This window comes from Desulfocurvus vexinensis DSM 17965 (genome assembly GCF_000519125.1).
Taxonomy (GTDB): domain Bacteria; phylum Desulfobacterota; class Desulfovibrionia; order Desulfovibrionales; family Desulfovibrionaceae; genus Desulfocurvus; species Desulfocurvus vexinensis.
On record NZ_JAEX01000006.1, the window covers coordinates 113,786 to 126,840 of the forward strand.

Consider the following 13,055-nt stretch of genomic DNA (forward strand, 5'->3'; position numbering starts at 1 on the left):
CCCGGGCTATTTCAGGCTTTCCAGACGCTTGCGGGCCAGGGCTGCGGCCTCGGAAGCCGGATAGTCCTGCACCAGCACCTGGAGATAGAAGCGGGCGTTGGCCGTATCGCCCAGGCGGGCGTAGGCGTAGCCGATCTTGAGCAGCGCGGCGGCGGCCTTGTCGTGGCCGGGGTGCTGCTGGTGCACGGCCTTGAAGGCCACGATGGCCTCGCCGTCGTCGTGCTCGTGGTAGTAGGTTTCGCCCAGCCAGTAGCGCGCGTTGGGCGCCAGGGCGCTGGCGGGGTTGGCGGCCAGGAAACGCTCCAGGGCCGCGCGGCCCTGGGCGGCCTTGCCAGCCAGCACCAGCCGCAGGGCGGCGTCGTAGTCGGCCTGGCCCGTGGCCGGGGCGGAGGCGGACGGCCTGGGGGCCGGAGCCGGGGCCTTGGCTGCGGCCTTGGCTCCAGCCTTGGCGGGCGCGGCGGCCTTGGGCGCGCCCTTGGCCCGGACCTCGGGGTAGGCCTCCCAGGGCTTGGCCGGGGCGGCGGGGGCGGCCTTGGCCGGGGCGGCAGCGGCGGGAGCCGGGGCGGCGGGGGCGGCTGGTGCGGTGGAGGCCGGAGCAGAGGCGGCGGGCGCAGCGGCGGGCTCCGCATCCATGGCCTTGCCCGGAGCGTCGGCCTTGCCCGGGGCGCCCGCCGCAGCCGCAGCGGAGGCAGGCGCAGGGGGCGCGGCGGGGGCCGGGGCCTCGGCCCTGGCCTCCAGGGCCAGGACGCGGCGCTCCAGGTCGTCCACCCGGGCGTCCAGCTCCTGCTGGGCGGTCTGCTGGGTCATGGCCCGGGCCTCCAGGGCACTCAGGCGCCAGCGCTGGCTCGTGGCCTGGGCGGAGTCCTGCGGGCCCGCGCCGCGCGTCCCGGCGCAGCCCGCCAGGGCCGCCAGCACCAGGGTCGCCAGCGCCAGGCGGGTCAGATGGAGCATGGGCCCTCCCCGGCAAAACGTTGATTGCGCATCGCTCCTTCCATAGGCCAGCAGCCAGGAAAATTCAAGGCCGTCGAGCCCATGGAGCCCGAAAGCCGCCCTTGCGCGCCCTTGCCCAAAACCCGTTTTTGAGGCACAACTCCAACCGTCCGGGCGCCCACGGCGCGGCCCCGCGCATCCCCGCGCAGGCCGGATGAAACAGTGTTTCCGGCGGCCCCGCCGCCCAGCGGGCCGGACCGCTGTGGCCGCCCTGCCCGCCCGGCGCCCCAGGCGCCCCGCGGCCCGCGCGGGCCGAACCAACCCCGAGGAGTGCCCCATGCCGCTACCCGAACCGACCCCGGCCCTGGCCGCCGTGTTCCTGGTCCTGGCCCTGCATCTGTGCGCCGTGTACACCGGCCTGGGGGCCTTCGCCCTGGCCTGGTGGTGCGAGGCGCTGGGCGCCGCGCGCAGGCTGGGCTTCCTCAAGAAGCTGGCCCGGCAGTTGAGTGCCCTGGGCGTCCTGTTCCTGTGCTACACCGTGGTGGCCGCCACGGGCGGGCTGGCCGTGCTCTGGTCGCGCTTTCCCGAGGCGCTCTGGCCCTGGACGCAACTCCCCGAACTGGTCCTGCCCGCCGCCCTGGCCCTGGCCTGGGCCACGCTGTTCGGCCTGGCCTACGGCCTGAGCTGGGGCATGGCCCGCGAGCATCCCAAGACCCACCGCGTGCTGGGGCTGCTGGCGGCCCTGGGCGGGCCGCTGGTGCTGGCGGCGTCCCTGGCCATGAAGCTCGCGCCGCTGCTGCCCTGGATCCTGGCCGCCGGGCCGCACATCATGATGCTGCGCGGCATGTTCGTTCCGGCCTTCGGGCCGCTGCTGGCCGCCGCCGGAACGCTGATGCTGACCTGCGCCGCCGGATTCGGCCTGGCCTACCTGCTCACGCGCAGGAACCGCGAGGACTTCGGACGCGACTACTACGGCTACGTGCTGGGGCGGCTGGCGGGCTGGGCGCTCTTGCTGGGGCTTGCCGCCGCCGGGGCCCAGGCCTGGGTCTGCACCGTGGTGCCCGGGGCGTGGCCCCCGGGGCTTGCTGGCCCGGCGCTGCTGGCCCTTTGCGGCTTCTGCGCCCTGGGGCTGGCCTGCGTGCTGTGGGCCGTGGTCTGGCGGGCGAGCGCGCCGCTGCGCATGAAGCCCGCCGTATGGCTGGCGGCCCTGGCGCTGCTGGCGGCCACGGGCGCGTTCTCGGCGCTGCACGCCACGCTGTTCCTGCCCGGAGCCCAGGGCCTGTAGGGGCGCGCACGGCCCGGGCGGGATTTGCCGTCCCCCGCCCGGGGTGCTAGGATGCGCCGTCACCCCAACCCGGAGGAGCCCATGCCCGCCGCCCGCGCCGCCCTGGCCGCCCTGCTGACCCTGCTGACCCTGGCCCTGCCCGCCCTGGCCGGAACCGCCGCGCCGGGGCCCGCGCCCAGCACGGGGCAGACCCTGTACGTGCCCGTGTACTCCCACGTCTACCACGGGCCCAAGAACCGCGACTTCCCCCTGACCTGCACCCTGTCCATCCGCAACACCGACCCGCACCACAGCTTCCGCGTGGAGGCCGTGGAGTTCTACAACAGCCACGGCGGGCTGGTGCGCGGCCTCATCGACGGCCCGCGCCCCGTGCGGCCCATGGGCACGCTGGAATTCATCGTGGACGAAAGCGACAACGACGGCGGCTCGGGGGCCAACTTCGTGATCCGCTGGGTTGCCGATACGCCCATGAATCCGCCCCTGGTGGAGGCCGTGATGATCGGCACCAGCTCCAACCAGGGCATCTCCTTCACCTCGCGGGCGGTGGAAATCCTGCCCTGAAGCCCTGGCCTGCGCCGCACGCAGCACGGCCCGCCGCGATTGCTCGCGGCGGGCCGTGTCGTTTTTCGCGCGGGCGGGGCGGCTACATGCCCGAACTGCCGCCCCGGTTGGTGGTCATGCGGTAGATCTCGTGCGGGTCGAGGATGAGCACCACCGAGCCGTCGCCCATGATGGTCGCGCCGGACAGGCCTTCCTTCTCGCCCAGGTAGTCGCCCAGGGGCTTGATGACGATCTCCTGGCGCTCGAGCAGGGTGTCCACCACCAGCCCCAGGCGGCGGTTGTTGTCCTGGATGACCACGATGGGCACGATGTCGCGCTTTTCGGCGTTGGCGGGCAGGCCGAGCACCTCGCACAGGTCCATGATGCCCAGCACCTCGCCGCGCAGGGTCACGGCCTTGCGCCCGTTGACCTCGGTGAAGCGGCGGACCTCGATCTTGGTCGTCTCGGACACGGCCTCCAGGGGGATGGCGTAGGTGTCTCCGGCGACCTTGATCATCAGGGCGTCGATGATGGCCAGGGTCAGGGGCAGGGCGATGGTGAAGCGCGTGCCCCGGCCGACCTCGGTGTTGATGTTCACCGAGCCCTTGAGGTTCTTGATGTTGGTCTTGACCACGTCCATGCCCACGCCGCGCCCGGAGATGTCCGTGACCTTCTCGGCGCCGGAGAAGCCGGGCTCGAAGATCAGCCCGATGGCCTGCTGGTCGTCCAGGGCCTTGGCCTCCTCGGGGGTGACCATGCCCTTCTTGACGCCCACCTCGCGCATCTTCGCCGGGTCGATGCCGCGCCCGTCGTCCTCGACCTCGATGGCCACGGAGTTGCCCTGGTGATAGGCGCGCAGCCACACGCGGCCCGTCTCGGGCTTGCCCTTGGCCAGGCGCTCCTCGTTGGACTCCAGGCCGTGGTCCACGGAGTTGCGGATCATGTGCACCAGCGGGTCGCCGATCTCCTCGATGACGCTCTTGTCCAGCTCGGTCTCCTCGCCTTCCATGATCAGCTCGACCTTCTTGCCGCTCTTGCGCGAGAGGTCGCGCACCAGGCGCGGGAAACGCGAGAACACCGTGTTCACCGGGACCATGCGCACCTTCATGATGGTGTCCTGCAGGTCGTCGGAGATGCGGGCCATGGCGTAGGTCGTCTCGGTGAGATTGGAGGCCACCTCGGACACGTCGATGGCCTGCCCGCCCGTTTCCAGGTTGCGGGCCAGCATGGCGAAGCGGTTGCGGTTGATGATCAGCTCGCCGATAAGGTTCATCAGGTGGTCGAGCTTTTCATGGTCCACACGGATGGTCGAGGAGACCTTGGGCTTCTTGCCACCGGCGGCGGGGGCGGCGGGGGCGGCGGAAGCGGCCTCGGCGCGCGCGGCCTCGGGGCGCGGGGCCGCCGGGGCGGGCCGGGCGACGGGGGTGCGGTCCACCCCCCGGGGGCCGGACGCCGCGCGGGCGGGCGCCGGGGCCTGGACCACGGTCCGGTCCTCGTCCTCCTCGGGCTCAGGCTCGGGCTCGGGCTCGGGCTCAGGCGCGGGCGCGGGCTGCGGCGCGGGGGCGGGCGCGTCCTCGTCCATGGCCGACACCAGCGGCTCGTCGCCGCCCGGCCCGGCCTCGCCGCCCAGGCGCTCGATCTCCTTGGCCACGATTTCGGCGAGGATGGAACACTCCTGGCGCAGGATGTCCACCATCAGCGCGAAGTCCAGGTCCGCGTCGCGGGCCTGGGCCACAAGGCCCGCCGTGCGCTCCGCGTTGATCTTGATGTCGTCCAGGCCCATGTACTGGGCGGAGTTCTGCACCGAGACCAGGGAGCGGTGCAGGCCGTCCACGGAATCCTTGCGCCCGGGGTCCTGCTCCAGGGAGTCCAAGGCCAAGGTGATGTTGGCCAGCTGCTGGCCCACGGTCTCGCTGAAGACCTTGAGATCGTCGGAGTCGGTGCCGGAGTCGGCGGCCGCAGGCGCCGGGGCGGGCGCGGGGGCATCTGAGGCCCCGGCGGGCTCCTCGGGCGCGGCCTCGGCCGCAGGGGCGACCTCGCCGCTCTCCACCGCCGCCTGGAGGCGGGCCACCAGGGCCGCAGTGTCCAGCGGCGTGACCTGGGCCGAGGCGGTGTCGATGGCGCCGATGAGCGTCTCGATCATGTCCACCACGCCCAGCAGCAGGTCGATCATGGCGTTGGAACTGGCCATTTCGCCCTTGCGCACGCGGTTGAGCAGGGTCTCGGCCTCGTGGGTCAGGCCGTTGAGCTCGCGGTAGCCGATGATGCCGCTGTTGCCCTTGAGGTTGTGGAAGTAGCGGAACACGTCGTTGACCGTCTCGCCGCCCTTGCCGGGGTCCTTTTCCAGGCTGACCAGGGCGCCGTTCAGGTTCTCGACGATCTCCTTGGCCTCTTCCATGAAATCGTCCAGGTGCTCGCGGGCCACCACGCTCAGGGCGTAGGGCGCGGCGTCGAAGGCCGGGGCGGCGGGCGCGGGCTTGGGGGCCGGGGCCGGTTTGGGCGCCGGGGCTGCGGGCGCGGGGGCGGCGGCCTTGGGGGCCGGGGCCGCAGGCGCGGGCTTGGGGGCCGGGGCGGCGGCCTTGGGCGCGGCGGCGGCCTTGGGCGCCGGGGCCTCGCCCGCCAGCAGGGCGTCCAGGGCGGCGATGAGGCTTTCGGTGTCCACCTCGCCCTCGCCGCCCTCGGACTCCAGGTTCTCGATCATGGTCCGCAGCATGTCGGTGGACGACAAGATGATGTCCATGATCTCCGAGGTCACGGCCATGCGGCCCTTGCGCAGCTCGTCCATGATGTTTTCGGCGCGGTGGGCGAGCTTGTTGATCTTGTTCAGCCCCAGGAACCCCGAGGCGCCCTTGAGGGAGTGCATCGGACGGAAAATCTCGTTGAGCAGCGCCAGGTTTTCCGGAGACTGTTCCAGTTCGAGCAGGTTGGGCTCGATGGTCTCCAGATGTTCCCGGGCCTCGATGATGAAATCCGCGAAAATTTCAGGATCCATGAAATCCTGGCTCATTGATGCACCTCAACAGCGTATGCGGCGGGCCCGGCAGACTCCGCCCGTTCCGTGGCCCGGCAGCCCGTGGCCACGGGATCAGCCAAGCAACATTTTGACATTCTTGACCATCTTTTCGGGCTGGGCGGGCTTGACCATGTACAGGTTGGCCCCCAGGCCCAGGCCCTTCTGGATGTCCTTGTCCTGCCCTTCCGTGGACAGCACGATGATCGGCACATCGCGGTAGGCGTCCTGCTCGCGCACGGTCTTGATGAAGGTGAACCCGTCCATGCGCGGCATGTTCACGTCGGAGATGATCAGGTCCACGGATTCCAGGGAGTAGAGCTTTTCCAGGCCGTCGAGCCCGTCCTCCGCCGTGGTGACCTTGAACCCTTCCTTCTTCATGATGAACGCCACGAGATTGCGCACAGTCTTCGAATCGTCCACTATCAGGATATGTTTAGACATGGCGTCTCCTCCTAACCCTTGAGCACCTTCTCGACGATGCGGTCGATGGACAGGATGCCGATGAGCTTGCCGTCGTCGGCCTTGAGCAGCCCGGCCACATACTCGACGTTGGCCCCCAGGTGGGCCTCCACACCCCAGTCGATCTTCTCCTGTGCCACGCGGTACATGGTCTTGACCACATCAATCATCAGCCCCAGCTGCAAACCCTTGCGCCGGCAGACCACGATGAACCCGGGCCGGTCGGACGCCCCGAGCCCGCCCACCAGCGAGGTCATGCGCACCAGCGGCGTGACCCGCCCGCGCAGGTTGACGATGCCCGCGATGAACGGGGGCGCGGCGGGCAGCCGCGTGGGCGCAACGTAGCGGATGACCTCCTGGACCACGTTGATGGGCACGGTGAACTCCTGGTCGCCCACCAGGAAGCCGACCAGTTGCAGATCGTGCTCCTGGCGGAGCTGGGCGATGATATCCGGCTCGGCCAGGGTCTGGTCCAGGTCCTTGCCCGTGTGGGCCGCGTCGTCCCCGGCTTCGGGCCGGGGGCCGAAACCCGGGGCGGACTCCACCCGCGCCGGGCCGGGCATGGCCACGGCGTCCTGCGCCCGGGCGTCGTCGCCCAGGCCCATGTACTTGCGCAGGAATTCCCGCTCGGCGGCGGACAGGGCATCCCCTTCCGTGCCCGACGGCAGGAAGTCCTTCTCCAGGAAATATTGCTCAGGCGTTTTCATCGGCGATCTCTTTGGCTAGCAGCGTGTATTCCACGGCCCCCCTGGAGGACGGGTCGATCTCGTAGATCACCTTGCCCTTGGCGCTGGCCTCGCGGAAGTTGGTGTCCAGGTTGATGACGGTGTCGCACAGGCGCGGGCCGAGCTTCTTGCGCAACAGGTTGAGCACGCGGCGGCAGGCGCCCGCCCGGCGGTCGAACATGGTAGCCAGGGCCCGGAAGTGGATGGGCCGGGGCAGCACGCGGTTCAGGGTGCGGATGGTGTCGAAGATCAGCCGCAGCCCGTGCAGGGCCAAAAAATCCGTCTGGATGGGGATGATCACCAGGTCCGCCGCCACCAGCGCGTTGACCAGAAGGACGCCCACATGCGGCGGGCAGTCGATGACGATGTAGTCGTAGCGCTCGCGCAGGGGCGCCAGGGCCTCGGTGAGGATGGCCCCGCGCCCCACGCGCGACTTGAGGTCCATCTCCAGCTCGGAGAGGCGGATATGCGCGGCGGCGAAGTCGAAGAACCCCTGGCGCTCCGCCGGGTGGACGATCTTCTCCCACAGCCCGGCATAGTCCGCCTTCTCGGCCTGGAAGATGTCCAGGACCGTGTATTCGAGGTTCTCCGGATAATAGGCCAGATGGATGGACGCGCAGGCGTGCGGGTCCAGGTCCATGACCAGCGTCTTGTGTCCTGCCAGCGCCAGGGCGGCGCCAAGGCTCAGGGACGTGGTCGTCTTGCCGACCCCGCCCTTCTGGTTGGCCACCGCGATGACTTGAACTGCTGCCAAGATCCACCCCCTGCTGCGCGCCGGGCTCCGCTACGCGCTCTTCGAGATGAATTTGCGAAGCGCCTGCCAGTCGTCGTGGTCGATGTCCAGGAACCGGATGCCCATCTCGTAGCGCGTGAAGGGCACCACGTCGCGCAGGCGGACCACCTCGGCGATGGCCTGCATGAACTGCCCCGCGTCGCTCTCGAAGACCTTGAAGAATCCCGCATGGTACTTGTTGAAACTCGGGATGAAGATCTTCACCTGGAGCTTGGTTTCCGGCTCGAACTTGTGGCTGCACTCGATCTTCATGCCCCCCACGCTGATGTCGGCGCACAGCACCTCGTAGCGGGGCTGGCGGGCCAGGGGGAACTTGAACTCGGTGACCTCGACCCGGAAGGCCTTGGGCAGCCGGAAATCATTCCTGCGGTCGTCGGCGGACATGGCGCACGATCCTCCTTTCAGGCTCATCGGGCTATTCCTCCTTGCGGTAGATGATCGCTCCGGGGTAGTGCGTCGGCTTGAACGCACGGGAAATGTTGTGCAGCGATTCGGAGTGCCCGATCAGCAGATAGCCTCCTGGAAGCAGATTGTCGTAGAACGAACTGATGACCCTTTTCTTCATTTCGTCGTCGAAATAGATGATCACGTTGCGGCAGAAGATGATGTGCGAACGCTCCACGCGCTTGAGCTGCATGCGGTCGGACAAGTTGATCTGCCCGAATGTTATCATGCGCTTGAGGTCTTCGCGGATGGTGTAGCGTCCTTCCTCCTCGGTGAAATACTTGCGGATCATCTCCTGCGGGGTGGTGCGCAGGGCGTATTCGGTGTAGACACCGCGCCGCGCCGAGGCCAGCACGCCCTCGGAGAGGTCGTTGGCGGTGATCTTCACGTTCCAGCCCGGCAGCTCGCCCCCCAGCACCTCGCTCATCTGGATGGCCATGGTGTAGGGCTCCTCGCCGGTGGAGCACCCGGCGGACCAGATGCGGATGCGCCGGTCGCCCGCCTTGCGCTGGGCCTCCACGACCTCGCGCAGCACGTGGTCCTGGAAGACCTTGAGCTGCGGCGGGTTGCGGAAGAAGCTCGTCTCGTTGGTGGTCACCACCTCGAAGAGCTTGTTCAGCTCCTGCTTGCGCCCGGCGTCGTACTGCAAATAGTAGTAGTATTCCCCGAACGACTTGAGGTTGAGCTGCTTCAGGCGGTTGCGCAGGCGGTTTTCCAGCAGGTATTTCCTGTTGTCGGCGATGTAGATGCCGCTTTGCGCATAGATGAAGTCCCGCAGTTGCGCGAACTCCTCGGGACTGATGGTGAATTCCTTCTTCAAGGAGATGGTCTTGGTGAACAGCGAGGTCATCTACAAGTCCCCTTCTCCGGATTCCTGGATGCGCGCCACGGCGTCCTCCGCAGCGGCCTGGAGTTCCGGGTCCTCGGCGCCGAGCACTTCGAGCAGGGCGCGGAAGGCCGTCTTGCCGCCGATGATTCCCAGGGCCTCCACGGCCTTGAGGGCCAGCAGGGTGCTGCTTCCGGTGGCGATCTCCACCAGCCGGGGCACGGAGGCGTCGGCGCCGCGCCGCCCCAGGGCTTCCACGGCGCGCACGCGCACCCAGTCGTCCTCGTCGTTCAGGGCCTCTTCCAGGCAGGGCAGCAGTTCCTCGCCCTCGCAGTGGCCCAGCAGCTCGACCACCGTGAGCCGCACCTCGCGGTGCTCGTCGTGCAAGCGCTCGCGGATGGCGGGCAGCCACTGCTCCAGGTCCAGGCAGGAGTCGCCGAAGGCCTCCAGGGCCACCTTGCGGATGTCGGGCACCTCGTCGCCCAGGGCGGCGCGGATCTCGTCCGCGTGCCCGGCCACGCCGAGCTTGCCCATGGCGTAGACGGCCATGAGCCGCCGCACGGGGTCCTCGTCGGCGAACAGGGCCCGGAAGCGATCGTCCATGGCCTGGCCGCTCACGCGCACACAGGCTTCCAGGGCGGCCTCCTTCACGTCGTCGTAGGGGTGGTCCAGGTAGCCGAACAGCAGCTCCCCGATGCCCTCGTCGCCCAGCCCGCCCAGGTATTCCAGGGCGGCCTTGAGCACGGTGCCGTCCTCGTGGCGGCCAAGCACGTCGAGGAAAAACTCCTTGTCCTGCGGGTCGGCGCAGGCGCACAGGGCCTGGACGATCTCGCGCTGGAGGTCGCGGTCCTTGCCCCAGAAGGTGCGCTTCATGGCCGCGCCCAGGGCCGGGGCGCACAGGCGCCGCCCGACCTCCGCAGCGACCTGCACCCGCCGGGTGGAATCCGACTCCAGGGCCTGCTCCAGGGCCCGGGTGGGGCCCATGCCCGCCAGGGCGTCCAGGGCCAGCATCAGCCGGTCGTGGTCGCGGTCGGGGTCCAGCCCGGCGGCCAGCTCCAGCACCTCCGCCGAGGCCTTTTCGCCGCCCACGTGGCCAAGCCCGGCCATGGCCGCGTCCTGCACGGCCTCGTCCTCGTCGGTGAGGGCCACCAGCAGGTACTGGCCGAAGCGCTCGCGCTCGGCTTCGCTCAAAAGTTTCAGGGATTTGCCGCCCAGGATCTGCACGATGGCCTTGCAGATCTTGTTGCGCAGGGCCGTGGAGGCCGCGTCCAGGTGCTTCATGAGCATGGTCACGGCCTTGACGTTGCCCATCTCGCCAAGGGCCTCGACGATCATGGAGGCCACGAGGTCCGAGCTCTTGTGCAGGGCCTTGGCCAGGGCGCCGATGGAGCTGTCGTCGCGGATCTTGGCCAGGGCCTCGATGACCGAGAACAGCACCCACTCCTCGTCGCCCAGGGCCTTGTTCAGGTAGCGGGCGGCGTCCTTGAGGCCCAGCTCGCCCAGGCTCACGGCGGCCTGGTAGCGCACGTTGACCTCGGGGTCGCGCAGCAGGGCGTCGCCCAGGGGGCCGACGGCGGCCACGCTGCCCGTGGAGCCCAGGATGTCGGAAGCGAAGATGCGGATGTCGGCGTCGTCGTCGTGCAGCAGGCCGACCAGGGCGGGCAGGTCCTGGGCGCCGACCTCGCGCAGGATGTCCATGGCCAGGTTGCGCACGGGGGCCTCGTCGGAGCGCAGCAGCGGGATGACGGCCTCGACGGTGGCCTTGCCGCCGATGCGCCGCAGGGCCTGGTCCGCCGCCTCCTGGATGCCCAGGTTGCCGCTGGCCAGCAGCCCCGCCAGGGCGGGAACGGCTTCCTGGCAGGCGCCTTCCCCGGCCTGCCACGCGGCCTCGCGGATGTCCGACGCGTCCCCGCCGCCCTGCAACACCGCGACGATATTCTTGCAGTCCTGCATAGCCTCCCCGTCCTCCGGAATGTGCCCCCGTGGCGCCAGCGGCCACCCGGGCGTCAGATGTACAGGCCGTCCACCAGGGCGCCCGCCATGTCGTCGATGTCCACGATCTCGTCGGCCAGCCCGGCGTCCACGACGGCCTTGGGCATGCCGTAGACCACGCAGGTGGCGTCGCTCTGGGCCAGGGCCCGGCCGCCGCGCGCCTTGAGCACCTTCATCCCTTCCATGCCATCATTGCCCATGCCGGTCAAAATGGCGCCCAGGGCGCGGCGCCCCACGCCCTCGCCCACCGAGGCCATCAACTCGTTGGCCGAGGGCTTGTAAAGCGCCTCGCGCGGCTCGTCGGCGACCACGATGTCGATGCGGCTGATCTTCTGGGCGATGCGCAGGTGCTTGCCGCCGGGCGAAATGTAGACCGTGCCGGGGCGGAAGGGTTCGCCGTTCTCGGCCTCCTTGACCGTGAGCTTGCTCACGCCGTCCAGGCGCTTGGCAAAGGGGCCGGTGAAGGCGGCGGGCATGTGCTGGGCAATGAGAATGCCCGCCGGAAAATCGGCGGGCAGGGCCGCGAGGACCTTCTGCACGGCGGGCGGCCCGCCCGTGGAGACGCCGATGGCCACCACGTCGCGCCGCTGGCCGCTTTTGGCCCGCGTGACCGCCGCGCGCGGGGCCGGGGCGGCGCCGGGGCCGCCAGCCGGGGCGGTGCCCGGGGCGTGGGCCGCAGGCGCCGCCGGGCGCGCCGCGCCCATGGGGCGAATCCGGCGTCCGGCCACGCTGCGAATCTTGTTGCGCAGGTCTTCCTCGATCTTGATGATGTCCAGCGAGACCCGGGAGAGCTGCTTGGGGATGAAGTCCACCGCGCCAAGCTCCATGGCCTTGAGGGTGGCCTCGGCGCCCTCGGTGGTCAGCGAGCTGACCATGAGCACCGGGCGCGGCATCTCCATCATGATGTGGCGCAGCGCCGTCAGGCCGTCCATCTTGGGCATCTCGATGTCCAGCGTCACCACATCGGGCTGATGCCTGCGGATCAGTTCCAGGCCTTCCTCGCCGTTGCGGGCCGTGGCCACGACCTTGATTCCGGGGTCCTTCTCGAGCATCGTCGCGATGGCCTTGCGCATGAAGGCCGAATCATCAACAACGACAACCGTTACCACTCGCAACTCCTTTCTGGTCCGCTCGGGCCGCTTCCATCGTCCGCCCCCGTGCGGCGCGGGGTCTTTAGATTTTTTCTAGGCTACCACAATCGTATCCGAAGGGATAGAGCGCCGACACCCTCATCTTCTAATGAAATTGCCCTCAAAGAACAACGGCTAAATTTTTTCACGCGCCTCCCGCCCCGCCCCGCGCGCCCAAAACCCCGCCGCGCCCCGCCCTGGCCGGGGATGGAGGGAAAATCGCGCGGTTCCGCCCTGGTCGGCGGTGGAGAGGAAATCGCGGGGCCTCCTGCCCGCAACCCGGCAGGAGGGAACTCGCGCGGCCAGGGCAGCGCCGGAGCCCGGGCGAGGCCGGGCCCCGGCTCGCGCACCCGCCAAGCCAGGCCCTGCGCACGGCTCCCCCGGCTCACGCCAGGCGCCGCCCCGGCTCACGCCCCTGCGCCAACATGTTTGACAAGAAGCCTGCCGCGCACCCCCGGGCCCCTCCCGGCTGGCCCCACGCCCCACGCCCCGGCCTGTCCCCGACTCCCCTGCCGCGCGCGTTCCCGCCTGCGTCCCTGCCCGCATTCCCGCGCGCGCCCCCGCCCGCGAAAATTCCCCCGCCCAAGGGTTGCCAAAGCCCCGGGCTTCGGATAGAAGCATCTCCTCGCTACGGGATGTGGCTCAGTCTGGTAGAGCGCTGCGTTCGGGACGCAGAGACCGAGTGTTCAAATCACTCCATCCCGACCACGATCTCAAAAGGGCTTGCGGAGACGCTCCGCAAGCCCTTTTTTCGTGGGCAAGGGTGGAATACACCACAGGTCGCCCCCCGCCCCTCTCCGTACGCCCTCTGCCGCCGCACTCTCCGGGGCCGCCCGCCCCAAAAGCCCGCCTGCCCAGGAACTTTTCACCCGACAGCAACCAAAGCTCACACTCTGCCCCTCGCCCACCATGCACCTT

Annotated in this window: 11 protein-coding genes and 1 tRNA gene; 3 read left to right on the forward strand and 9 right to left on the reverse strand. The window is 69.5% G+C overall.

Annotated elements, in window-relative coordinates; all coding sequences use genetic code 11:
• Positions 1 to 6 precede the first annotated feature (6 nt).
• Positions 7 to 951 carry a tol-pal system protein YbgF gene (gene ybgF, locus G495_RS20315; RefSeq protein ID WP_051445174.1) on the reverse strand — a complete coding sequence of 315 codons (945 nt, stop codon included), beginning with the start codon at positions 949 to 951 and terminating at the stop codon, positions 7 to 9.
• 316 nt (positions 952 to 1,267) lie between these two features.
• On the opposite strand from ybgF, the gene G495_RS20320 reads away from it, so the two are divergent.
• The gene (locus G495_RS20320) at positions 1,268 to 2,215 is read left to right on the forward strand and encodes a hypothetical protein (RefSeq protein ID WP_051445175.1); all 948 of its coding nucleotides are present in this window, start codon (positions 1,268 to 1,270) and stop codon (positions 2,213 to 2,215) included.
• An 81-nt stretch (positions 2,216 to 2,296) separates the two neighbouring features.
• Positions 2,297 to 2,776: a DUF3124 domain-containing protein gene (locus G495_RS0107510; RefSeq protein ID WP_028587301.1), complete on the forward strand. Its 480-nt coding sequence runs from the start codon at positions 2,297 to 2,299 to the stop codon at positions 2,774 to 2,776.
• 82 nt (positions 2,777 to 2,858) lie between these two features.
• Here G495_RS0107510 and G495_RS0107515 read toward each other — a convergent pair whose 3' ends face one another.
• From G495_RS0107515 to G495_RS0107550, 8 genes are all read right to left on the reverse strand, one after another.
• Entirely contained in the window at positions 2,859 to 5,762 is a 2,904-nt protein-coding gene (locus G495_RS0107515) for a chemotaxis protein CheA (RefSeq protein ID WP_028587302.1), read from the reverse strand.
• Positions 5,763 to 5,840: 78 nt separating this feature from the next.
• Positions 5,841 to 6,209, reverse strand: a complete 369-nt coding sequence (locus G495_RS0107520; protein WP_028587303.1) for a response regulator — start codon at positions 6,207 to 6,209, stop codon at positions 5,841 to 5,843.
• Between the two features lie 11 nt (positions 6,210 to 6,220).
• A complete protein-coding gene (locus G495_RS0107525) occupies positions 6,221 to 6,934 on the reverse strand; it encodes a chemotaxis protein CheW (RefSeq protein WP_028587304.1) in 714 nt (237 codons plus the stop codon).
• On the reverse strand, positions 6,921 to 7,706 hold the full coding sequence (locus G495_RS0107530) for a ParA family protein (protein WP_035251321.1): 786 nt from the start codon (positions 7,704 to 7,706) through the stop codon (positions 6,921 to 6,923). Before G495_RS0107530 ends, G495_RS0107525 begins: the two co-directional genes overlap by 14 nt.
• A 30-nt stretch (positions 7,707 to 7,736) precedes the next feature.
• Complete coding sequence (locus tag G495_RS0107535) at positions 7,737 to 8,156, reverse strand: PilZ domain-containing protein (protein WP_245588388.1); 420 nt, start codon at positions 8,154 to 8,156, stop codon at positions 7,737 to 7,739.
• Positions 8,157 to 8,160: 4 nt separating this feature from the next.
• On the reverse strand, positions 8,161 to 9,039 hold the full coding sequence (locus tag G495_RS0107540; protein WP_028587307.1) for a CheR family methyltransferase: 879 nt from the start codon (positions 9,037 to 9,039) through the stop codon (positions 8,161 to 8,163).
• The gene (locus G495_RS0107545) at positions 9,040 to 10,968 is read right to left on the reverse strand and encodes a HEAT repeat domain-containing protein (RefSeq protein ID WP_028587308.1); all 1,929 of its coding nucleotides are present in this window, start codon (positions 10,966 to 10,968) and stop codon (positions 9,040 to 9,042) included. It abuts the gene before it with no gap.
• A 53-nt stretch (positions 10,969 to 11,021) separates the two neighbouring features.
• Positions 11,022 to 12,116 (reverse strand): protein-glutamate methylesterase/protein-glutamine glutaminase, encoded by a 1,095-nt coding sequence (locus G495_RS0107550; RefSeq protein WP_028587309.1) that lies wholly within the window; start codon positions 12,114 to 12,116, stop codon positions 11,022 to 11,024.
• A 652-nt stretch (positions 12,117 to 12,768) separates the two neighbouring features.
• Between G495_RS0107550 and G495_RS0107555 the strand changes: the two genes are divergently transcribed.
• Positions 12,769 to 12,845, forward strand: a tRNA-Pro gene (locus tag G495_RS0107555).
• Positions 12,846 to 13,055 lie beyond the last annotated feature (210 nt).